This window comes from Hyalangium minutum, assembly GCF_000737315.1.
GTDB lineage: Bacteria > Myxococcota > Myxococcia > Myxococcales > Myxococcaceae > Hyalangium > Hyalangium minutum.
The window spans coordinates 487,063-509,382 of the sequence record NZ_JMCB01000008.1 but is presented as its reverse complement, the minus strand read 5'-3'; the positions used below and the strand labels follow the sequence as shown (position 1 = coordinate 509,382).

The 22,320-nt window shown below is 67.3% G+C and carries 18 protein-coding genes; 6 read left to right on the top strand and 12 right to left on the bottom strand.

What is annotated here, in order from left to right; genetic code table 11:
- Genes DB31_RS23435 through DB31_RS23415 form a run of 5 tightly spaced genes read right to left on the bottom strand, consistent with a single transcriptional unit; the run spans position 1 to position 7,742 of the window.
- Entirely contained in the window at positions 1-1,392 is a 1,392-nt protein-coding gene (locus DB31_RS23435) for a heavy metal sensor histidine kinase (RefSeq protein ID WP_044191351.1), read from the bottom strand.
- A complete protein-coding gene (locus tag DB31_RS23430) occupies positions 1,389-2,075 on the bottom strand; it encodes a heavy metal response regulator transcription factor (RefSeq protein WP_044191348.1) in 687 nt (228 codons plus the stop codon). The genes DB31_RS23435 and DB31_RS23430 overlap by 4 nt, the downstream gene beginning before the upstream one ends.
- Positions 2,072-3,463 (bottom strand): efflux transporter outer membrane subunit, encoded by a 1,392-nt coding sequence (locus DB31_RS23425; protein WP_083968599.1) that lies wholly within the window; start codon positions 3,461-3,463, stop codon positions 2,072-2,074. The genes DB31_RS23430 and DB31_RS23425 overlap by 4 nt, the downstream gene beginning before the upstream one ends.
- A complete protein-coding gene (locus DB31_RS23420; protein WP_276203640.1) occupies positions 3,460-6,582 on the bottom strand; it encodes a multidrug efflux RND transporter permease subunit in 3,123 nt (1,040 codons plus the stop codon). The genes DB31_RS23425 and DB31_RS23420 overlap by 4 nt, the downstream gene beginning before the upstream one ends.
- Entirely contained in the window at positions 6,579-7,742 is a 1,164-nt protein-coding gene (locus tag DB31_RS23415) for an efflux RND transporter periplasmic adaptor subunit (protein ID WP_044191344.1), read from the bottom strand. Before DB31_RS23415 ends, DB31_RS23420 begins: the two co-directional genes overlap by 4 nt.
- Positions 7,743-7,886: 144 nt before the next feature.
- Between DB31_RS23415 and DB31_RS23410 the strand changes: the two genes are divergently transcribed.
- The 3 genes from DB31_RS23410 to DB31_RS23400 are packed head-to-tail and all read left to right on the top strand — an operon-like array spanning position 7,887 to position 9,777.
- A complete protein-coding gene (locus tag DB31_RS23410) occupies positions 7,887-8,099 on the top strand; it encodes a hypothetical protein (protein ID WP_157232118.1) in 213 nt (70 codons plus the stop codon).
- 15 nt (positions 8,100-8,114) lie between these two features.
- The gene (locus tag DB31_RS23405; RefSeq protein ID WP_044191341.1) at positions 8,115-8,312 is read left to right on the top strand and encodes a hypothetical protein; all 198 of its coding nucleotides are present in this window, start codon (positions 8,115-8,117) and stop codon (positions 8,310-8,312) included.
- Positions 8,313-8,337: 25 nt separating this feature from the next.
- The gene (locus tag DB31_RS23400; protein ID WP_044191338.1) at positions 8,338-9,777 is read left to right on the top strand and encodes a DUF92 domain-containing protein; all 1,440 of its coding nucleotides are present in this window, start codon (positions 8,338-8,340) and stop codon (positions 9,775-9,777) included.
- A 57-nt stretch (positions 9,778-9,834) separates the two neighbouring features.
- Here the strand turns inward: DB31_RS23400 and DB31_RS23395 are convergent, their stop codons facing one another.
- A complete protein-coding gene (locus DB31_RS23395) occupies positions 9,835-10,563 on the bottom strand; it encodes a hypothetical protein (protein ID WP_044191335.1) in 729 nt (242 codons plus the stop codon).
- A 122-nt stretch (positions 10,564-10,685) separates the two neighbouring features.
- Between DB31_RS23395 and DB31_RS23390 the strand changes: the two genes are divergently transcribed.
- The gene (locus DB31_RS23390; protein WP_157232117.1) at positions 10,686-11,369 is read left to right on the top strand and encodes a hypothetical protein; all 684 of its coding nucleotides are present in this window, start codon (positions 10,686-10,688) and stop codon (positions 11,367-11,369) included.
- Between the two features lie 60 nt (positions 11,370-11,429).
- Here DB31_RS23390 and DB31_RS23385 read toward each other — a convergent pair whose 3' ends face one another.
- A complete protein-coding gene (locus tag DB31_RS23385) occupies positions 11,430-12,701 on the bottom strand; it encodes a leucine-rich repeat domain-containing protein (RefSeq protein ID WP_083968597.1) in 1,272 nt (423 codons plus the stop codon).
- A gap of 171 nt (positions 12,702-12,872) precedes the next feature.
- On the opposite strand from DB31_RS23385, the gene DB31_RS50015 reads away from it, so the two are divergent.
- Positions 12,873-13,664, top strand: a complete 792-nt coding sequence (locus tag DB31_RS50015; protein ID WP_205628555.1) for a hypothetical protein — start codon at positions 12,873-12,875, stop codon at positions 13,662-13,664.
- A gap of 438 nt (positions 13,665-14,102) precedes the next feature.
- Here DB31_RS50015 and DB31_RS23375 read toward each other — a convergent pair whose 3' ends face one another.
- The 3 genes from DB31_RS23375 to DB31_RS51655 form a co-directional block, all read right to left on the bottom strand.
- Positions 14,103-15,578: an HTTM domain-containing protein gene (locus DB31_RS23375; RefSeq protein WP_044191331.1), complete on the bottom strand. Its 1,476-nt coding sequence runs from the start codon at positions 15,576-15,578 to the stop codon at positions 14,103-14,105.
- 624 nt (positions 15,579-16,202) lie between these two features.
- Positions 16,203-16,961 (bottom strand): DUF5953 family protein, encoded by a 759-nt coding sequence (locus DB31_RS23370; protein WP_044191329.1) that lies wholly within the window; start codon positions 16,959-16,961, stop codon positions 16,203-16,205.
- Positions 16,958-17,302, bottom strand: a complete 345-nt coding sequence (locus tag DB31_RS51655; RefSeq protein WP_420806719.1) for a DUF6310 domain-containing protein — start codon at positions 17,300-17,302, stop codon at positions 16,958-16,960. Before DB31_RS51655 ends, DB31_RS23370 begins: the two co-directional genes overlap by 4 nt.
- Before the next feature lie 870 nt (positions 17,303-18,172).
- On the opposite strand from DB31_RS51655, the gene DB31_RS23355 reads away from it, so the two are divergent.
- Positions 18,173-18,994: an SDR family oxidoreductase gene (locus DB31_RS23355; protein ID WP_044191322.1), complete on the top strand. Its 822-nt coding sequence runs from the start codon at positions 18,173-18,175 to the stop codon at positions 18,992-18,994.
- 13 nt (positions 18,995-19,007) lie between these two features.
- Here DB31_RS23355 and DB31_RS23350 read toward each other — a convergent pair whose 3' ends face one another.
- Together DB31_RS23350 and DB31_RS45085 are read right to left on the bottom strand one after the other, a co-directional pair.
- Positions 19,008-20,018: a lytic transglycosylase domain-containing protein gene (locus DB31_RS23350; protein WP_044191319.1), complete on the bottom strand. Its 1,011-nt coding sequence runs from the start codon at positions 20,016-20,018 to the stop codon at positions 19,008-19,010.
- An 839-nt stretch (positions 20,019-20,857) separates the two neighbouring features.
- Positions 20,858-22,297, bottom strand: coding sequence for an OmpA family protein (locus DB31_RS45085; RefSeq protein ID WP_052420172.1), 1,440 nt, complete (start codon positions 22,295-22,297; stop codon positions 20,858-20,860).
- Positions 22,298-22,320: the final 23 nt, after the last annotated feature.

The window sequence follows — 22,320 nt, the reverse complement described above, 5'->3', positions numbered from 1 at the left end:
TCAAGCGGGAGTGGCGCCAGGGCTGGCGGCGGTGTCCTGGAGCGTGAAGCCGACCGTGTTGCGGCCTCCCGTGCTCATCGCGAAGACGGCGCCCCCGTGCATCTTGGCTACCGCTTTGACGATCGACAGGCCCAGGCCGTGGTTGTCGCGGCTGTTCCGGCGTGCGCCGTCGACCCGGTAGAACCGATCGAACAACCGCTCCAGGTGCTGCTCCGGAATCGGAGTGCCGGGGTTGGTGACGGCGACGCGCACCTCGGCTTGCTGCCGCGTGATGGCCACGACGACCTCGGCGCCGCGGTCGGAGTGCTCGATGGCGTTGAGCAGCAGGTTGCTGGCGGCTCGCCGGAACAGGGAGCGCTCGAAAGACGCCTGGGCATCTCCCTCCACTCGCACCGAGACGCCCGCCTCGTCGAGGAGGGCATCGAAGAACTCGACGGTCTTCGAGACCTCCTCCGCGGCCGACGTGTGGACCCGGTCGAGCGCCTTCTCTCCCTGATCCGCGCGGGCGAGGAAGAGCATGTCGTTGACGATCGCCCGCAGGCGGTCGAGTTCCTCGAGGTTCGATTGCAGCACCTCCTCGAGCTGCGAGGCGGTCCGCTCCTTGGCCAGGGCGACCTGCGTCTGGCCGATGAGATTGGTCAGCGGCGTGCGCAGCTCGTGGGCCACATCGGCATTGAATCCCTCGAGCTGGGCGTAAGCGCGCTCCAGCCGGTCGAGCGCCCCGTTGAACGAGGAGACCAGGTCGGCCAGCTCCCGAGGGAGGGGAGAGAGCCGCAGCCGCTGGGACAGATCCTTCGGACTGAGGGACTGGGCCTCCTGAGACAGGCTGCTCACCGGCGCGAGCCCCACCTTGGCGATGCGATGGCCAAGGAGTGTGACGAGCGCGGCCCCCGCGAGGCAGAGCGCGACGAGCGCCCCGGCGAAGGAGTTCAGCGTGTCGTTGAACCGCGTCGAATCGACCGCCGTGATGACGTGGACCGTGGGGCGCTCACCATGGGGGGCGATGGCGCGTGAGGCCGCCCGCATCGCGTGCCCCTGCAGCTCGAACTCGAACGGCCCGGTCGCGCCGCGGGTGCTCAGCCGCTCGCGGAGTGCTGAGGGCGCGTCTCCGTACTCGAAGCGGGTGTCAGGGCCCACGACCCAGAAGCGCACGCTGCCATCGAGTGGCGTGATGGCCTCCAGCTTCGCGCGCACTGTCTGCCACCGCTCCAGACTCTCGTTCCGGGCGACCACCATGCCCGCGTACTCGAGCCGGGTGTTCACCTCGCGGAGCTGGTGGTGGACGAGCTCCCGGTGGAGCACGCGCTGCAGCCCGATGCCCACCAGCGAGAAGACTCCGAGCGAGGCCACCGCGAACATCACGGCCAGCCGCGTGGCGATCGAGGCCCTCATGGTGACGCCCCGTCCTCGCGCGCCTCGAGCACGTACCCCATGCCGCGGATGGTGTGGAGCAGCTTGCGCTCATGGGGCCCGTCGACCTTTGCTCGCAGGCGCTTGATGGCGACCTCGACGACGTTCGTGTTGCTGTCGAAGTTCATGTCCCAGACCTGCTCGGCGATCACGGTCTTCGACAGGATCTGCCCTTCGCGCCGGGCGAGCAAGGCCAGTAGGGCAAACTCCTTCGCTGTCAGCTCGAGCCGCCCGCCAGCCCGGTACGCCTTCCGGCTGAGGAGATCGATCTCGAGGTCTCCAATCCGGAGCTGCGTCGACTCGTGGGCGCGGCCCCGCCGGGTCACCGCCTGCAGGCGCGCGACGAGCTCGAGAAAGGAGAACGGCTTCACGAGGTAGTCGTCTGCGCCCTCCCGCAGCCCGTGGACCCGGTCGTCGACCCTGTCTCGCGCGGTGAGCATGACGACCGGCGTCTGCTTGCGAGCGCGGATGGCCCGGAGCACTTCGAAGCCATTCATCTCCGGGAGCATCACGTCGAGGACGATGACGTCATAGTCGTGCTCCAAGGCCAGGGCGTGCCCATCCGTTCCTGTCCGAGCCACGTCCACCGTGTAGCCCTGCTCGTTGAGGCCTCGATGCAGGTACTCGGCCGTCTTCGACTCGTCCTCGACGATGAGGATCTTCATGCCGGCTCCTGCTTCGGGGGCATGAGACCCATGGTCTGGTAGAGGCGCACGAGGCGGAGGGACACTTCGGCCGTCGCCTGGGCCGCCTGCAGCTCGAGGGCATAGAGGGTGCGCTCGGCGTCGAGGACCTCCAACAGCGAGAGGGCCCCCTCCGCGTACTGACGGCGAGCGAGCGCCGCGGCCTTGCGAGCCGAGTCCGTGGCGGCGGTGAGCTCGGTGCGCCGGATCTCTCCCTGGGTATAAAGGATGAGCGCCGTCTGGACCTCCTGGAGTCCGGTGCGCGCGGTCAGCTCGTAGCTCAGATAGGCCTGCTCCTGTCTCGCGTCCGCGGCGTCGATTGTGGCCCGAATGCGGCCAAAGTCGAGCAACGGCGCGAGCAGATTCGCACCGATCGACCAGATCAGGGAGCCTCCGGACAGCAAGGCCGACGCCTCGTTGCCACTCTGAAGACCAAGCATGCTGCCCAGGGTGATTCGGGGATACCGCAGGGCTTCAGCCGCTTCCCGCCGGGAGATGGCCGCGAGCAGCCGGGCCTCGGCCACACGCACGTCGGGCCGCAGGCCGATGACCTCGGTGGGGGTGAGGAGGACACCGAGCGCGTTGGCACTCGGGAGCGCCCCCGTCTCCGGTAGGACGGCTGCCAGCTCCGCCGGGGTCGTGGCGAGCAGCAGCACGAGCCGGTGGCGCGAGGACTCGGCCAGCTCCGCGAGCTGAGCGGCGCGGGCGCGCGTCTCGGACAGAGAGCTCAGCGTGCGCTCGACGTCGAGCCGGCTGGAGACGCCCTGCGCAAACCGGGCCTGGGCAATCCGAAGGGTCTCCTCCGCGGCCTTCGTGTTGGCCCCGGCGATGGTGGTCTGGGTGCGGTAGAGGCGATATTCCAGATAGGCCTGGGCCACCTCGGCGGCCAGCGACAGTCGCACGCCGTCGCGCTCGGCCACGGTCGCTGCCCAGTCCGCGTCCGCGGCGTTGGCCGTCTTGCGCAGACGCCCGAAGATGTCGGCCTCCCAGCTGGCCTCGGCGCCGATCGAAGCGGAGATCCGCTCTTCGTTGGCCAACGCAGTCCGGCCGTAGCCAATCCCAGCGGTGCCATTGATCTGAGGGAACAGCTCCGCCCGCGCGCCCTGGCGCAGCGCCCGGGCCTCGCGGATTCGAGCCTCGGCGATGCGAAGGTCCAGGTTCCGGCGCTCGGCCTGGACCATCAGCTCATCGAGCACCGGATCGCTGAAGGACCGCCACCACGCCGCGTCGACCGACGCGCTTCGCTCCGCGGCCGGAGCGCTCTCCCAGCCTTGCTGGAGCTCGGAGGAAGGCAGCTTCGTCGGAGCCGAGCTGGCGCAGCCAGTGAGGGCGAGCAGCACGGCAAGAAGACTCGTGGACGCGCGCGTCACGTCGCCTCCAGCTTCGAGGGACTGGGAAGATCCGGGGGAGACGCCTTCCGCAGGCGGCTGAAGAGCCGATCGAGCGCCAGGTACACGACAGGCGTCGAATAGAGCGTCAGGACCTGGCTGACGAGCAGGCCGCCCACGATGGCGATGCCGAGCGGCTGCCGCAGCTCGGACCCGGTCCCGAAGCCCAGCATGAGGGGAATACCGCCCAGGAGCGCGGCGAGTGTCGTCATCATGATGGGGCGGAAGCGGACGAGACAGGACTCGTGGATCGCCTCTCGAGGAGACATCCCCCGCGTTCGCTGCGCGTCGAGCGCGAAGTCGACCATGAGGATGCCGTTCTTCTTCACGATGCCGATGAGGAGCACGATGCCGATCATCGCCATCACCGAGAAGTCGTGGCCCATCAGCCAGAGGAACAAAATGGCCCCGAGCCCCGCGGAGGGCAGGGTGGACAAGATGGTCAGCGGGTGCACGAAGCTTTCATAGAGGACGCCGAGGATGATGTAGACGGCCAGGAGCGCGGCGAGGATGAGCAGCGGCTGGCTGGCGAGGGACTCTTGGAAGCCGCGCGCGGTGCCCTGGAAGTTGCGAGAGATGGCGGTGGGCATTCCGAGCTCCGCCTCGGCCTGTTCGATGGCCTTGACGGCATCTCCGAGCGCCGCTCCGGGCGCCAGGTTGAAGGAGATGTTCACGGCCGGGAACATGCCGTTGTGGCTGATGGACAGCGGCCCCGTCGAGAGGGGCTCGAGCTTCGCGACCGCGGAGAGCGGCACCACCTCCCCCGTGCGGGGGGAGCGGAGGTGCAGATAGGCGAGGCTCTGCGAGGTGCCTCGTTGCTTGGGGTCGATCTCGAGGATCACCCGGTACTGGTTGACCTCGGTCTGGTACTCGTTGACCTGCCGCTGCCCGAAGGCGTCATAGAGGGTCTGGTCGATGTCACGGGCCGAGATGCCAAAGCGAGCCGCAGCCGCCCGATCGATGGTGAGGCGCGTGACGCTGGCGCCCAGTTGCTGATCGTTCGACACGTCGCGGAGTTGCGGCAACTGCGTGAGCCGGGAGGTGAGCTTCTCCGCCCACTCGGACAGCAGGGCGCCATCGCTGCTCTTCATCGCATACGTGTACTGAGCGCGCGAGGGGCCGCCTCCGAGGTTGATGTCCTGGGCCGGGCGCAGGTAGAGCATGATGCCGGGCACCTGGGCGAGCTTCGGCCGCAGCCGGTCGATGAACTCGGTGATCGAGACGTCTCGGTCCGAGCGATCCTTGAGGACGATCCAGAAGCGGCCGCTGGAGGTGCTCTGGCTGCCGCCCGTCGCGCCGACGGCATGCGCGTACTCCTGCACCGCGGGATCCTCCGCGACGATGCGCTCCAGTGCTTTGTGCTTGGCGATCATGTCCTGGTACGAGACGTCCTGCGCCGCCTGGGTCGTCCCCTGGATGAAGGCCGTGTCCTGCACGGGGAAGAACCCCTTGGGAATGAACACGTAGCAGACGACGGCGGCAGCCAGGGCCAACCCGAAGCCGAGCAGGGTGAGCCGCTGATGCTCCAGCGCCCACCTCAACGTCCGGTCATACCCGTTCACGAGGCGCTGCGAGAACCCAGGGCTCGCGCTGCTCGGGCGGTGAGCCAGGGGCCTCATGAACCGCGATGCGAGCATCGGAGCGAGCGTCAGCGACGCGACCACCGACAGCAGGATGGCCGCTGTCATGGTCAGGGCGAACTCTCTGAACAGGCGCCCGACGATGCCGCCCATGAACAACAGCGGAATGAACGCCGCGATCAGCGACAGGCTGATGGACATGACCGTGAAGCCGATCTCCGCGGAGCCAGCGAGGGCCGCTTCGTGAGAGCTCATTCCCTCCTCCAGGTGCCGGTGGATGTTCTCCACCACGACGATGGCGTCGTCCACGACGAAGCCGACGGCGATGACGAGCGCCACCAGCGTGAGGTTGTTCAGGCTGAACCCGAGCGCGTACATCGCCGCGAAGGTTGACACCAGGGCCACCAGGAGCACCGCGCCGACGATGAGCGTGGCCGACACCTGCCGCAGGAACAGGCCCATGATGATGACCACGAGCAGGACGGTGATCATCAGGGTGACCTGGACCTCATGCTGCGAGGACCGGATCGTCCGGGTGCGGTCGTTGAGGATGTCCACCTCGACGCTGGCGGGCAGCTGCTCCCGGAGCCGCGGGAGGGCTTCGATGATCCGGTCGGCGGTCTCGACGAGATTCGCGCCCGGCTGACGGCGGACGATGAAGTTGAGCCCAGGCTTTCCGTTCTGCCAGGCCTGGACGTAGTCGTTCTCCGCGCCCGTGCTCACCCGCGCGACGTCTCCGAGGCGGACGGGAGCGCCTTCGCGGTAGGCCACGATGAGGTTGTCATAGTCATCGGGGCGGAAGATCTGGTCATTGGTCGAGAGCGTCGAGACCCGGGTGTCGCCGAAGAGGGCACCCTTGGCCTGGTTGACGCTCGCGGCCTGCACCGCCGCCCGGATATCGGCGAGCGTCAGGCCCAGGGACGCCAGCCGCTCGGGCGAGGCCTGGATGCGCAGGGCGGGGCGCCGCTGGCCGGTCATGGCGATCTCGGCGACGCCGGAGAGCTGGCTGAGCTGCCGCGCGAGCTGCGTCTCCGCGATGTCGCTCAGCTCCGTGAGCGGCAACAGGTCCGACTGGACGCGCAGGACGAAGATGGGGCTGTCGTTCGGATTGACCTTGCGCCAGGTGGGCAGGTTCGGCATCTCCGACGGGAGGCGGCCGGAGGCGGCATTGATGGCGGATTGCACCTCCTGCGCCGCGGTGTCGATGCTCTTCTCGAGGTCGAACTGCAGGGTGATCGAGGTCGTCCCCAGGGCGCTCGTGGACGTCATCTCCGTGATACCGGGGATGGCGCTGAGCTGGACCTCCAGGGGCGTGGCCACGGAGGAAGCCATGGTCTCGGCACTGGCGCCCGGCAGGCCAGCACTGATTTGGATCGTCGGGAACTCCGCCTCGGGCAGCGGCGCGATGGGCAGGCGCGGGTAGGCGAAGAGGCCCAGCAGGATGACGCCCAGGGTGAGCAGGGCGGTGGCGACGGGGCGGGCCACGAACCAGCTGGAGAGGCTGCGCTGCGAGTGAATCACGGGGCCGCTCCTTTCGGAGTCTCGCCCTTGGGCGGGGCGATCTTCACCGCGCTCCCGGCCTTGAGGCGGGAGTGGCCATCGCTGACCACCGTCTCACCCGGGGATACTCCGGACGTCACGACGGCGAGCTGCTCGTCCGCGTAACCGAGGGTGACGGGAACGACGGTGGCTTTGGCATCATCGACCCGGAACACGAACGGGCCTTGGAGTCCTCGCTGGACAGCGCGGGCCGAGACGACGGTCGCCCCCTGGCTCTCTCCCGTCTTGAGCTCGACGGTGACGAACTGGCCCGGCCAGAGCTTGCCCTCGGCGTTCGGGAACTCCGCCTTGAGGGAAATGGTGCCGGTCGTGGGATCGATCTGGTTGTCGATCATCAGCAGGCGTCCCTGGGCCAGCGCTGTCCCACCGTCGCGATCGAAGGCGATGACAGGGGCACCCGCCGTGTCGCGCAGCAGTGCCTGAAGCCGGGGAAGTGCCTCCTGGGGAAGAGAGAAGAGCACCGCGATGGGATCGATCTGGGTGACGGTGACGAGCCCCTGGGCGTCGGAGGTGCGGACGACGTTGCCAGGGTCGACCCGGCGCAGGCCGACCCTCCCGGTGACTGGCGAGGTGATGCGCGTGTACGACAGGCGGACCTGGGCTGCGGCGACCATCGCCTCGTTGGCGAGGAGGGTCGCTTCGAGCTGCTCGACCTGGGCCTTCTGTTGGTCGGCCGTCTGGCGTGAGATCGCCTCGTCGCGCACGAGGTTGCCGTAGCGCTCGAGGTCGGCCCTCGCGGCGTGGAGCAGGGCCTCGTTGCGGGCCTTCTCGGCACGGGCCTGGGCGACTTCGGCGACGATCGCCCGGTCATCGATGCGAGCGAGCAGCTCGCCCTTGTTGATGAGCTGGCCCTCTTTGAAGGCGAGCTCGGTGAGGAGGCCATCCACCTGGGGGCGAACCACCACGCTGTGAAGCGACAGGACGGTGCCGATGCCGCGGAGGGAGTGAGGAACGTCGCGGCGGGAGACTTGCTCGACGAGGACGGGGACAGCCGGAGGCCCCGTCGCGGCGCGCGACTCCGAGGAACAGCCGAGCCCGCCGCCAGCGGCGGAGAGGGAGACGAGGAGGAGAACCAGCTTCCTGGCCCACCGAGCATGGGGCCGTTGTTCGTTCGCTACCATGGCCCGGAATTCTGGGTGAGCAGGGCGGGCGCGAAGCTGACGCGAAGATGACAAGAATGTCAGTTTGGGGAGCTTGTCCAGCCAACGGCCCGTCCCCACCGTTCCTCCATGAGGACGGATCTTCAGGAGCAACCCGAGAGCACGATGGGACACAAGTCGGCCGAGTTCGAGCAGGGCGAGCACGGCAGGCCGCATGGCGAACAGGCGGAGGAGCCTTTCGCACGGCGCCGCGCACGGCGCGAGGAAGCCGAGGAGAGCGACATCGGCGGCGAGATCCGCGCGCGCGAGGAGGAGGAAGAGGAAGAGCGCGAGGAAGAGGAGATCGTCGAAGGAGTCGTTGCCCCGGGCGGCTTGTGAGCCGAGGAGCGGACCATGGCGAAGAAATCGAAGATGCAAGAGGGGTACGGCGAGACGAGCGAGCAGCGCCAGCGCCACCTCCACAATGACAACTTCTCGGAGAGGGCTCCGACCAAGCCCGAAGAACTGGACGCCGTGCGCGCTTCCCCGGACAAGGACGGAAGCGTGGTGACGGTGCACCCGCTCGCCTCGGAGGAAGAGGAGCCAGACTGAGAGGGGGCCCCTATACTCGGGGGCCATGAGTCAGGACCTCAAGGCACTCCTCTTGTCCTATGCCTACGTGGGCGCGTGCGTCCTGGTGGGCGAGGTGTTGGCGCGGCGGGGGGCCTCCCGGGAGTTCTCGCGCAAGTTCATCCACGTGGGCGTGGGCCTGTGGATCTTCGCCGCGTTGAAGTTGTTCGAGCACCGGGAGTGGGCGGTGGTTCCCTCGATGACGGCGGCGGTGGCCAACTGGGTCATCCACCGCAAGCGCCTGCTGAAGGCGGTGGAGACCGAGCCCGACAACCTGGGGACGGTCTGGTACGCGCTCAGCTTCTCGGCGTGCCTCTGGCTGGCATGGGACCGGCCCGCGGTGGCAGTGGGCAGCGTGCTGGCGATGGTGGTGGGGGATGCGCTGGCGTCGCTGGTAGGCCGGCGCTTCGGACGCCACCGCTATGAGACGCTGGCAGGGGAGCGCAAGAGCCTGGAGGGTTCGCTGGCCATGCTCGTGGGCACCTTCCTGTCCGTGCTGGCCGCGCTCACGTGGCTGCCGGGCCTGGCGCCTGAGCTGCCCCGAGTGCCGCTGGCCCTGCTGTGCGCCGTGGTGGCCACCTGCGCCGAGGCTCTCGGTATCCGGGGACGGGACAACCTCTGGGTGCCGCTGAGCGCCCTGGCCGTGCTCGGCTGGACTCCCGCCTCCTTCGCTCCGGGCCTGGGCCTGGGCGCGGGGGTGGCGCTGATCATTGGTGTGGCCGCCTGGTTCCGGGGCTCGCTGAGTCCCAGCGGTGTGCTGGGCGCCATTGTCGTCGGAGCCCCGGTGTTCGGGCTGGCGGGTGCGGTGGGGACGGCGGCCCTGCTCGGCTTCTTCTTCTCCTCGAGCGCGCTCTCCAAGGCCTTCCGGGACCGGAAGGCTCCCATGGAGGCCGAGTACGCCAAGACGGGGACACGAGACTTCGGGCAGGCGCTGGCCAACGGCGGGGTGGCCGCACTGGCCGCCGTGCTCCTGGGCCTCACGGGGGACTCGCGCTTCCTGCTGGCGATGCTGGGAGCACTGGTTGCCGCCAACGCGGACACCTGGGCCACGGAGCTGGGAGTGCTCTCGCGCTCCAATCCCCGGAGCATCACCACCCTGCGGCCGGTGGCTCCTGGCACCTCGGGCGCCGTGTCGGGCATGGGGCTGCTGGCCTCCACCGCCGGGGCTGCCTTCGTGGGGAGCCTCGCGCTGGTCACGGGCGTCCCGTGGCAGTTCCTGCCCTGGCTCGTGCTGGCGGGGGTGGTGGGCTCGCTGGTGGACAGCTTCCTGGGGGCCACGGTGCAGGATGTGCGCTGGTGCGAGGCCTGTGCCCGGGAGACCGAGCGCCGCGTGCACCACTGCGGTCAGCCCACCCGGGCCCTCCGAGGCGTGTCCTGGCTGGGCAACGACACCGTCAACGTGGTGGCCACCGCCGCAGGCGCTCTGTTGGCCTTCTGTGCCGCTTAGCTGTTCGACTTGCGCGCCGGTACTGGCGCTCCTCTTCGCTCAGGGCAGAGAGAGGCTTCAGGGCTGGATGTTCAGCTGCGCGAACCGGTAGAGGGGCCACGGGAAGGATCGGCAGCGGGCTACGCCCTCGCAGCGCGCGGCGGGGATGGTGACCTGTCCGACGTGGCCCACGTTGAACCGGCCCGTGGGGAAATTCGCCGGGACGGTGAATCGCACTCCGTGCCCCTCCAGCGCTGCCGGGATGACGGTTCCGTTCATGCTGACGCCCTCGAGCTGGGACAGGTCATCCGTGGGCGGGTCCCACTCCAGGAAGATCTCCTCGCCGGGCTTCACCACGGGAGCGGGTTCGATCAGCGTGAAGGTGTGCCGCCCGAAGAAGTTCGTGAACTCCGCGATGATGGCCTCATCCCCGGCCCGGATCTCCATCACCGCGTTCCTCGGCGCATCGAAGAACAGCGCGGTGTCCAGCTTGCCGGTGAAGAAGGGTGGATCATTGGGAAACTCGCAGCGCTCGACGACGGGGCCGCCGGGGGAGGTTTCGAGGGGAACCCCATCGAAGGTGGCCACCACGTCGGGGTGCAGCTGGAGGCAGCCGCCTCTCTCGGGCTCATACCGGTCGAGTATCGCCAAGAGCCCGCCCTCGAAGGAGTTCACGCTTGCCCGCAGTTCTCGGCCCGAGAACCGTGAGAGCTCGTCTCCCGGCTCGCACGCCACCAGGGTGGCCGCGCACAGCAGCGCAGGGAGGGCTCGTCCGAACAGCGAAGAAAGAGTGAAGTGTGGGCGCATGGGTCGTCCCGCAGCCAAGCTCTGTTCATGCTGCACTTCAAGGTCTCGCTCGGGCTGAGGAATTGCAGAACCCCCGGGTGCGCTGCTCCACTGAGAGTGCGATGACCCTCGGAGATTCGAACATGCCTGACATCCGTGTCCTGCTCTTCCTGGCTGCCTGGGCACCCGGGGCCGTGCTGGCCCAGTCTGCCGCGCCGGAACCCCCGCTGGCGCCTCCCCTCGTGACGGCACCGGAGGAGCCCGCGTTCATTCCGGGACCTCCATTGGAGGAGGTGGCGGTGTCGCGGCCCGAGGTGAAGCCATACGCGTTGTCCCCGGCCCGGGTGAGCGTGGAGGTACTCGGAGGCGCCGGGGGAGGCTTCTTGATGACCCTGGCGACGCTGATTGTGGCGAACTCCTCGAGTGTGGACCGCTTGAACTGCCGGAACGGAGACGTCTGTGACAACCGCCTCCTGGGGACCCTGGCCATGGTGGGGTGTGGGGTGGGCTCCACGGTCTCTGTCTATGCCTCGGGCGAGCTGATGGGAGGGCAGGGACGGCTCCTCCCGACGCTGCTCTCGGGGCTGGCCGCGGGAGGCGCGGGGGCAGGCCTCTTCTACGCGGGACTGGCGGAGGACGCCGAGTCGGTCATCCCGCTCATGGTGCTCCCGATGGTCTCCTCCATCGTGGCGTATGAGCTGTCCGCGTCCCTGAGCCAGTCGCCGTCACAAGCGGCTCCGGTGTCTCCGTCCCCGGGCGTGACGTGGGCCCCTTCGTTCACGGTGTCCCCGAAGGGCGGCACGTTCGGGCTCGTCGGGCGCTTCTGACTCAGGGCTCCGGCTCGTCCGGCTCGTCCGCCGCTTTCGGCCGCGGCTCGCCGCGTGGACTCACAGGTACACGATGCACCCGCGCTGCTCGAGCCGCTGCAGCCAGCTTGGGGGCGAGGACAGCTTGTTCCACCGCAGGTCGAGCTTCCCAAGGCTCGGGAGCTCCGCGATGGATGCGGGCAGCGCGCGCAGTTGGTTGCCTCGGAGGTCCAGGGAGACCAGGTGGCGGAGCGCACCCAGCGATTCGGGGAGCGAGCCCAGCCGGTTGTTCCGCAGGTCCAGCTCCGTGAGCTGCGAGAGGCCTCCCAGGGAGGAGGGGAGCGCCGTCAGCCTGTTGTTCTCCAGGCTGAGCTTCCGGAGCCGCGTGAGCTGGCCGAGGGACTCGGGCAAGGAGTCCAGCGCGTTGTTCTTCAGGTGGAGCTCTTGGAGGTTCTCCAGCGCACCCATTGCCTCCGGGAGCCCCGTGAGGCGGTTGTTGTAGAGGCGGAGTTCGATGAGCGCGCGTATCCCGCCCAGGGAGGAGGGGAGTGTCGTCAGCCGGTTGTCCGTGGCGTTGAGGTACCTCAGGGCTTTCAGGTTCCCGAGCGACTCCGGCAGGGAGGTCAGCTGGTTGTCGCTGAGGTAGAGGTACTCCGAGAGGCCGGTGAGCTGGCCGAGAGACTCGGGGACAGCGGTCAGCGCGTTATGGCCCAGGTCCAGCATCTTCAGCCGGGACAGCGCGCCCATGCCGGACGAAAGGGACGCAAGGCGGTTCTCCGACAGATCCAGCGTCTCCAAGCCCGTCAGGTTCCAGAGCGACTCTGGCACGGACGTCAGGAGGTTCTTGCCCAGCCGCAGGTCCACGAGCGAGTTCAGGCGGCCGAGGCTCTCGGGAACAGAGGCGAGCTGGTTGCCGCGCAGGTCCAGCCGCCGGAGGCGGGTCAGCCGCTCCAGGCTGGCGGGCAGGGCCGTGAGCTGGTTGCCATCCGCGAAGAGCAACTCGAGCTGGCTCAGGGCCCCGAGCGACTCCGGGAGCAGCGTGAGCCGGCAGTTGTCGGCCATGAGCCGCGAGAGGTGCGTCAGGCGCCCCAGGCTCTCGGGTAGGGAAGGGAGGGGATTTCCTGTCACGTCGAGCTGCTGGAGCTGGGACAGCTCGCCGAGCGGCTCGGGGAGGGCCGTCAGGCCACAGTGCCGGAGCGACAAGGCGAGGATGGCCCCCGCTTCCAGGTGGACGCCAGCACCTTGCGCCTCCCGATCGATCCAGTCGCGAGAGACCCTGGGCAGGGGCTCCGCGGCGGGAAGGTTGCGGGAGTGCCGCAGCAGGGCTGTGAGTTCGTCGAGGAATCGGGTCATGGGGGCGCGTGGCCCGCGAGCTTACCCCGACATGTGAGCCTCCTCCCGTGCGCCACCCGTAGAGGGGCACCCTTCGAGAGGACGGTGCCAGCCCAGCAGCAAGCAGGGCGCTGGGAGCAGAGGCCGCTGAGCGTCCAGCGGTCTCCAGCCTCGCCTCATGCCCAGACGACGGTGCGCCTATTATTCCCCGTGGCCGCCGCGGTGGCCACCGCCCTGCTGGCCGCCGTAGCCGCCACCGTGGCCACCGCCCTGCTGGCCGCCGTAGCCGCCACCGTGGCCACCGCCCTGCTGGCCGCCGTAGCCGCCACCGTGACCGCCGCCCTGCTGGCCGCCGTAGCCGCCACCGTGGCCACCGCCCTGCTGGCCGCCGTAGCCGCCACCGTGGCCACCGCCCTGCTGGCCGCCGTAGCCGCCACCGTGACCGCCGCCCTGCTGGCCGCCGTAGCCGCCACCGTGGCCACCGCCCTGCTGGCCGCCGTAGCCGCCACCGTGGCCACCGCCCTGCTGGCCGCCGTAGCCGCCACCGTGACCGCCGCCCTGCTGGCCGCCGTAGCCGCCACCGTGGCCACCGCCCTGCTGGCCGCCGTAGCCGCCACCGTGGCCACCGCCCTGCTGGCCGCCGTAGCCGCCACCATGGCCACCGCCCTGCTGGCCGCCGTAGCCGCCACCGTGGCCACCACCCTGCTGGCCGCCGTAGCCGCCACCGTGGCCACCACCCTGCTGGCCGCCGTAGCCGCCACCGTGACCACCGCCCTGCTGGCCGCCGTAGCCGCCACCATGGCCACCGCCCTGCTGGCCGCCGTAGCCGCCGCCCTGGCCGCCACCAGGGCCGGCCCCGAGCACTTCCGGGACAACTTGGCTGGGAGCCGAGTCAGCCGCGAGCGCTGTGCTCGCCGTGTTGAACAGCATTCCCGCCGCGACCAGCATCCCTCCGAAACCCAGTGGTTTCTTCAACCCGACTGACATGGCCCTTCCCCCTTCTGTTGTCCGATAGGTCCTCCGATTCCTCGCTACCTCCCGCTCCGCTGCCTCTCGGGAGTCAATAAACTCGACCTAGAATCGTAGGCTCTTCTTCAAGAGTGAACACTCTGTGGTGGTGGAACAAGGCTCGAGCCGCTCCCGACTCGGTGTCGAACCACGCGAGCCTCGCTGGGCGCAAATTGGGCGCTGATGCTCCCCGGGCGCCGCGGGTCCCGGGCGGGGAAGCGAGCCACCTCATGCTCATCTGCGCAGCCTTGCTATGGGGGTTGGCGGCCGCTCCGGTACACCCAAGGAAACGGGAGGACCCACGGCCCGAGGAGGAGAGCGCTCCCAGGCTGGCCTTGGTAGAGGTCGTCCTCGGCACGGGGGCTTCCCGGACTACGTGCGCACCACCGCCACCGTCGGAGGAGGGATGTTCTTCTAGGATTCATCGCTGCAGAACTGTGTCCACATCAATTTCTTCTCAACGGGCGGAGCGGGCTCCCCGGGCGGTGGTGTCATTTCCAGCATGTAATACATGTTGAATGAGACCAATCGATCAAGTCCCTGCTTGTCCCGATTGTAGGAGTTGCACAAATACTGCCCGAAGTAAGGCAAGTAGGCGTCATTGTCCCCAAACCAGAGGCTCATGAAATATTTCCTCCATTGGGAGTTGGGGTAAGTCTTCGCGACGAGGGCGGGTTTGGCATCCGTGAGCGGTGCGCCTGGAGTCATCAAGTTGATGTGCTCCCCATTCTGGGTGAGTCCATCGATGACGAACCATCCATCATCCTTGAACGGAAACGGTGCGAACAGGTTCCACGTTGCATCCAGGTAGAGCCCGAAGAGGATAGCGCCGAGCGGCTTCGGCATCTCACGGAGGGCATGAACCGTGGTGAGATTCCACCAGAGCACCCAGAGCAGGAAGACCGCCGCCAAGCTTTGGCTGAGCCAGGAGACACTGGACGCCAGAGGCCTTTTTCTGACCAGGGCCTCGATTCTGGGAACCCAACCCTGGAAGCGGCCGGAGCCGATACCCAATCGAGGTTCAACCTTTGCCCAAAACCCACCCGGCAAAAACAGCAACCAGCTGATCGCGCAGATCCACGGGAAGATCCCCAGGTACATGCCTAAGAACAGGCAGAAGTGGAACAAGATGAAAACCGCTGGAACAATCATCCTCAGTTGAGGCAGAAAGACAGGCGAGAACACCAGCAGCGGCCCCGTACATTCCAGGATCATCGTACCCAGCGTGGCGAACCTCAAGAAGGCGGGAAACTGCAAGAGCCACCGTCCTTGCGCAGTCACCAGATGATCGATGTTCAAGGCATAGTAAAGCGCCGAAAACTCGGAGTTCCACACGGGATTCCATTTGTGGATGAACGAGAAGGAGTAAACAAAGGCCAGCTGCAAGAGAATCGCAGCCGGCGCAAAGCCGGACACAGAGTCTGGCACGGGCTCTCGCTCGGAATTCAAGATGGCATCCATGGAGTGCTTGGCGCTGACTGGCAAGAATATCGACCAGAAGAACATCAGCCGCAAAACGTCGTCGCCGCCATGTGCATTGATCGGAAGCCGCGTGTGAAACGAAAGCAGCAGAATCCAGGTGAGAAATGCACTGAGGCGGCCGCGATAACCCACCATAAAGCAGAAGGCACACACGACCTGGAGCAAAATGAGTGCAGCCTGAAACCGCCAGTCTCCGGAGAGCAGGGTGAGGCTGAATTCGAACCGGGTCGCAATATCGGTCAGGTAAGCGGCTCTGGGTAGAACGCCGCTGTCCGAGTAATGAGCCTCCGCGACGGAAAGCCGGTTGAACCCGTCGGCCACGGCAAGCGCGCCCATCAGCACGCGAAACCAGGCCAGCGATCTGAGGTCGATCGAGAAAATTTCTTTTAATGAATAGATCTTCGGCATTCCAGGAGCCCTAATCCCCCAGGGGATCTATTCATGGGTCGCTGCTGCGCCGGACGTTCTCTTTGGACGTCGAGGGAGGCCTGTTCAACTGGCCTCAGCACAGGGGCTACCCCAGCACGCGGTGTCGAGCCTCAAGCAGCAGGGTGCCCCAGAAGGCCATGCCCTGCGGGGGATGCCAGACGAGGATGAGGCGGTTGCAGCGCCGTCTGAGTTGACGATGCGGGAAGCAGTCTGCACTCGAGGGTCACCCTCTCGGGCCTCGTCAGAGGCACGACCTTGTTGATCATCATCGAGGGCTACGCTGGCGAGTACGGCAATGTTGCTCGGTTGAACATTACCCAGAACTTGCCCTCTCCATACGGGTTGAAGGAGGGAAGGACCCGCGTGAGGTGCGTGGCAGACGCCATGGGCACCTGGGCTTGTTGGGGCTGGTGGAAACGATCGGTGAGGAACACGGGATTCCGATTGCGGCAACTGCGGGCAACCGCAGGATCGCGCCCTCTGGTTTGGATCAGAATCCAGCCCAATCGGTCGGTTGGCGAACTTCGGGCTTTGAGGTCGTCGGCCTCGAACACGCCCGCGGCTACATGGGGCCGAAAGCACTCGGCTGCTGTACACACTCAGTCAGCGCGGAGCGACGCGCCCGCCGATCACCGGGAAGCGCTCATACGCTCGCAGGAGCGCATCCAGATGCGTAGGGTTGTCGAGATCGAGCGGCGCCTCCGTGAGTCGCACCACCCACCCGCCCGTCGCCGTGCGCTGCGCCCCAGAGAGCAGGTCCGCATCGCGGGCAGGGTCCGGGAACCCGATGGCTCGTGCGGCGGCTGCCGACCAGTAGTTGAGCCACCCGAGGTAATAGGGAATCTCGGGTGCGGGGATTCTCTCTGGGAACGTGATAGCAGGTAGCCCGCGCGGCGGCTTTTCAGGACCATGCCGCTTCGGGCCTATCTGGTCCGCAATGTCCTGCATCACACGGGCCGGCGTCATGTGGCCCCATCGCGCGCGTGCGCCTTCGGCTACGTGCTCTAGGATGTTCACCGCTGCCGCGATGACGACCGCATCGAGCGGTAGGTCCGCATGGATATCGAGCAGCGGCTGTCCGCCAGGTGCCTGGCTCGCGGGCGTTTTCAACCCGGAAATCGTCATGGGGTAGTTCTCATCGCCGTTGCAGAGAAGCGGGAACTGCCCGCGAGTCGCTGCCTCAGCAAGCCATGCGTCACGCTGCGGGAGCGCAATGAGTTGCCCTTCTTTGGAGACTTTCCACTCCAGGCGCATGCCTGGGAGCGCTTTCTCCATTCCGTGGACGGCAGCGAGCGTGCGGCCATCGTCACCCGTGAGCGCTGGCGCGTAGACGGTGAGCTCGACGCGATTTTGAGCGGTCATCGTTTGCACCCTGTGACAACAATGTCCAGAGTCGGATCCTGCCGCAGCAGCGCTTCCCTGTGAGCGGCGCTGCTCACCCCAACGACGAAGCCGTATCCACAGGCCGCGGCGATGTCGCGCTCTTCTCGCATCTCTTCCGCTTGATCGATGGCCACCTGATTCCGGAGAAAGAGCGAGTACGTGTCAAACTGATCAGTCTTGATCTCCCACAGCACGCGCACGCCGACTTGCAGCGCATCGAAGCGCTTGCCGTTCACGAGCACGTCCTTGCCGGGATAGCGGTTCGGCGGAAACTTATCGGCACACTCGTTATGCGGATCATCTCCGCCCGCGTGCGGCACGGGGATGGCCTCGCACCCAGAGCGGCGACGCTCCACGGTCACCGGGGCAGGTGGGTCCCTCCTGATGGACCTCTCCGATGTGGGGTTCGCCTCCGCCTCCGGCTTTCGCTCCTGCGAAGCACGAGGAGCGTCTCCAGCCCAGATGCTGGGCTCCCGGGTGGGCGGCAACTCGCGCTGGTGCTGACTCCGGGGCAGTGATGGGGGGCGCACCTGGCCTGGCTGCCCTCGCACAGGCAGGCCCGTGCCGGGCACAGCGGGTGGGCGCACAGGCGCCCATGAGTAGGCCTCGGGCGCCTCCTGAGAAGTGGCGCACCCGGTTACGACAACGGCGACGGTGAGGATGAGTCCGCTCGTTGAAGAAGGCATGGTGCATTCATCCTACCAGCCATAGGACCCTTGAGGATTGTCCACCGGATGTGGATGGTCAGCAGGGAGCGCGTGATTCCGATCATCACTCGACCGGAATTCCAGATCTCCACCGTCGTGGTCCCCCGGATCGACAGTGGCTGCGAGGTGAGTCCCAGCGCTGGTGACTCGGGGGCAGTTGAAGGGGGACCGGGGGAGACTGAAAAGTTGTGGGCAAGCTGTGGGGCGTAGAAGTTGCCTGCGCGCGTGCCCCCGAATGGAGACGATCCGCGAAAGGCGCGGGACTGCGCTCGCGGCGAGCGAGATCGCCCGGGCCGCTGTGACGCCTCGAGTCCTTCTCATCTCGAGGCGGTGTCTCGTCAGGCGCGCCGCGGTCACGCGGATCGTGGGTCCGCGTTTCCTGGAGACCGCTTCCTCCCACCCTCAACAGGCCTCTCTCTCCCGATGCGCAGATCCAGGGGAGTGTTGCGAAGTCAAAACAGGGAAAAGGGAGGGGCACACACCATGAAGACGGTTCTCATTACGGGATGCTCCAGGGGGCTCGGCCGAGCCTTGGTGAAGCATTTCCAGCAGAAGGGCTGGCAGGTGGCCGCGACCATGCGCAGGCCTGATGCGGAGCAGGAGCTGCACCTGCTGCCGCATGTCCGGGTGTACGGCATGGATGTGCTCGACGATGCGTCCGTTCGCAAGACCGTCAGTGAAGCGCAGCGGAATTGCGACGGCATCGACATGGTCATCAACAACGCCGGTTATGGCACCTTTGGCCCCTTCGAGGCGGCCTCCGAGGAAGAGATCCAGCATCAGTTCTCGACGAACCTGTTCGGAACGATGCGGGTCATCCGCGCCGTCCTGCCCCAATTCCGAGCTCGGCGCCGGGGCGTGGTGGTCAACATCGGGTCCGTGGGCGGCATGGTGACTTTCCCGTTCTACAGCCTGTACCACGGCACGAAGTTCGCGCTCGAGGGCTTCTCGGAGTCCCTGCAATACGAGCTGAAGCCGCTCGGCATCTCCGTGAAGCTGATCCAGGCGGGAGGGGTGCGTACCGACTTCAACGGCAGCTCCCTGGCGCTGCTCGCCGGAGAGGGCCTCGAGGAGTACCAGGAGGCCCGGGACAAGTGCCTGGTGGCCTACCGCCATAACAGCTCCGTGCACACCCCCGCCGAGTCGGTCGCGGCGGACATCTTCGAGGCCGTCACCGACGGCACGGACCGGCTCCGCTACATCCTCCCCCAGGGAGGCCAGACCTCGCAGCTCTTGCAGATGCGCGAGGCGATGTCGGATGAGCAGTTCGCGGAGACGCTCTGGAAGTCGTTCATGGGGAGCTGAGCGGGCTCACGGTTTACGCGGGCAGGGAGCCTTTGCCCGTCTGGATGGTGTCCCAGAACTGCTTCACCTTGTTCACGTAGGTGGCGTCACCCGTGCCGGCGGGGATGGCGTTCGGGTTGCTCTTGTCCACGCCGTTCGGGCCAGAGTTATAGGCGCGCAGGGCCAGATCCCAGCTACCGAACTGCTCCTTCATGTCCTTCATGTAGAAGGCGCCGGCCAGGATGTTGGTCTCCGGATCCGCCAGGTTCTTGCCCTGCAGCTCCGGGTGCTTGGCCTGCAGCTCGCCGAAGGTGTTGGGGTTGACCTGCATGAGGCCCGTGTCCGTCAGGCCGTTGCCACCGTTGGTGGTGACGGCGGCGATGTTGCCGCGGGACTCCTGCCAGATCTGCCCGGCCAGCATGGAGGCCGGCACGCCCGCCTTGGCCGCGGCCGACTCGATGGCGCCCTTGAACTGGCCCAGGGCCGAGGGGAAGCCGGAGCCCAGCTTGGCGTCACCCGAGGCGCTGACGGGGCCGGAGCCCGTGGGGGCCGAGGCGCTGGGCTTGCCGGGGGCCTGTCCGGTGGAGGGGACGATGCCACCGTTGCCCGCGGGAGCCTGCGGAACGGCCGGAGCTGCCGGGGCGGCGCTGCTGCCACCGGCCGGCTGAACGCCACCGGCGGACGGGGGAGCCCCGGCGGCGCCCTGGCTCATCTGCTGCTGCTGTTGAATCATCTGCTGCAACTGCTGAAGCTGCTCTTGCACCTGGGCCTGCACCATCTGCTGGTGGGCCTGGATGATCTGCTCCTGCTGCTTGCCTGCGTCGAGGCCCTGCAGCCCCTGCAGGAACTGGGTCCACTTGGCACCGGTCGGAGGGCCTGCGCTGAAGCCGTCCTTCTGCAGGTCCAAAGCGACAGCGCGCTTGGAGCCACTCTCCGCAGGGGCCACGGGCTGACTGGCGGTCTGCGCGCTGCCCACGCGGGGAGCGGGGACGTCCTGCACGGGGAGGCGAACGGCGAAGTCACGAGAGGCAATGGGCGAGGTCATGGTCGGGGTTCCATTCGAGGCAGTGGAGACGCCCTGACCTAGAGCAGGGAACATGCCAACGGCTTTTCGGCCCCCTAAAGGCCCGAGAAGGGCCGTTTTTCCTCGAGAACGGCCCCGAAAGAGGGGTGGAAGACTGGTGACTGCTGTTTTTCCTGCTGACTGGAGTCACCACCTGGCCGTCCAGGCAGCCCATGTGCGCCAGATCCGTTCGCCACCGCGCCCGAACGGAGCCCCCGCTCGCGACGCCGCGAGAGGACAGTGCCGAGTTGCTGAGGAGGACGTTGGACTTGGACGTGTTCGCCTGCGTGAGGTGTGAAGGCAGGAGCCGGGTTGGAGCCTCACGCCTCGGCTCTCCCAAACCTCAAGGGTTGGCGGTCACACGCAACAAATCCTCGGTCGCAAGAGTGCCATCGCTGCTCACTCCCAGCGGGTCACCAACGGCCTGATCAGTGCTTCCTCCTAATGCGCCAGATGCTGACGACGGTAGAGGGATGGCCTCAATCCGCTCGGGAGGGTTCTGACATCGACCATGAAAGGGTGTACCTGCCATGTGCGCATGGAAAGATAAGCCGGTGAGTAGGAGTCGAGCTCGGGGAAGGAGGCAGCGGCCCGAACGGAGCGGATGAAGCAGCGGAGTCCGCGAGAGGACTGGGCCGAGTTGCTACTGCTCGGGCGGACCCCGTCCGCAGCCCTCTTCGGCCCTTCCTCTCCAGCCCTCACCTTCAACCGGCCTCCCATTTTTCTGATGCTCCAGAATCGGGGCCGGGCTGCTCGGGGCCGCAGAATCGTGGGCGCCCGCGAGGACCGGAAACGGTTTTCAGCGCGCGGGTCTCGGGCCCTTACTTGGGGTGCGCCTCCGCTCCGCTCGCTGGCGCGTCGTTGATGACCCGGAACTCGATGCGCCGGTTCTTCTCACGCCCCGACCTCGCCTCATTCGGCATCAGGGGGCGGGAGGAGCCAAACCCCTGCGCCGTCACCCGGCTCGCCTCAATCCCCTTGGACAGCAGGTACTTCCGCACCGCCTCGGCTCGTCGCTGTGGCAGCTCCTGGTTGGCCTGCGCGTTCCCGTCCGATGAGGTGTGCCCCGAGATCTCCAACCGCACGTCCGGGTACTGCTTCAGCACCTTGACCGCCTGATCCAGAAGCGCATAGGACGTGGCCTGGATGCGGTCCGAGCCCGCCGCGAACTGGAGCCCGGTGATGACGCCCGTGAAGCGTTGCACCGCCTTCGGCAGCTCATCGGCGCACCCATCGTCGTCCTGGAAACCATTGCGCGTCTCCAACTCGGCGGGGCACTTGTCGGCGGCGTCGGCCACCCCGTCCTGATCATTGTCGTTGTCCGGGCAGCCGTCCTCGTCCTGGAAGCCGTCCTTGTCCTCCGCCTGCGCGGGACACGCATCCTTGGAGCCCAGGAGACCGTCCCCATCCTCGTCTGTCTCGGGGCACCCGTCCTCGTCATCCACTTGGTTGACGGTCTCAGCCTGGTCCACACACTTGTCGGCGGCGTCGGCCACCCCGTCCTGATCATTGTCGTTGTCCGGGCAGCCGTCCTCGTCCTGGAAGCCGTCCTTGTCCTCCGCCTCACGCGGACAGGCGTCCGCCTCATCCCGCACCCCATCCTCATCCGTGTCCAGGGGCTCAGGCGGAGGGGGGGCCGGGCGGGATTCGCCACCGAAGCGGTAGGAGAGGCCCGCCTGCAGCTCGAAGTCATGGGTGACGCCACGGCTCTGCCGGGAGGGCGGCAGCAGGTGGCGCAGATCTCCGCGCAGCGACAGCCGGGGCGTCAGGTCGTACTTGAGTCCGGCACCCCAGTGGAGGGCGAAGTCCGTGTCATTCTCCACCTGATCCACCCCCGTGCGCCCCGTGAAGGAGCTGTGGGCCCCCACGCCCGCAGCCAGGAAAGGACGCCAGCGGCCCGAGCTCCAGAAGTGGAACAGGGCATGGGCCCGCCAGCCCATCACGAAGACGGACGCGTCCGAGAGGGAGTCCGAGGTGGGGATGGCGGCCAGCTCGCCTTCCACCCACAGGCTCGGGAGCAGCGCATAGCCCAGCCGGGCTCCCAGCAACCCGGAGTTCTTGAGCGAGGGCACCAGGTCTGGGTAGTCCGCCACCCCCAGCTCTCCATTCTTGGAGAAGAAGTGCCCGCCTCCGAAGAGCCCCGCCTCCAGGTGGCCCTGGGGCTCCTCACCCTCCGCTCGCGCCTGAGGGGCTGCCAGCAGGCCAGAGATCGCCAGCAGGCTCACAGTGTACACCCATGACTTCGCAACGAACTTCCGCATGAACACGGTCTCGAAAAGGGGAT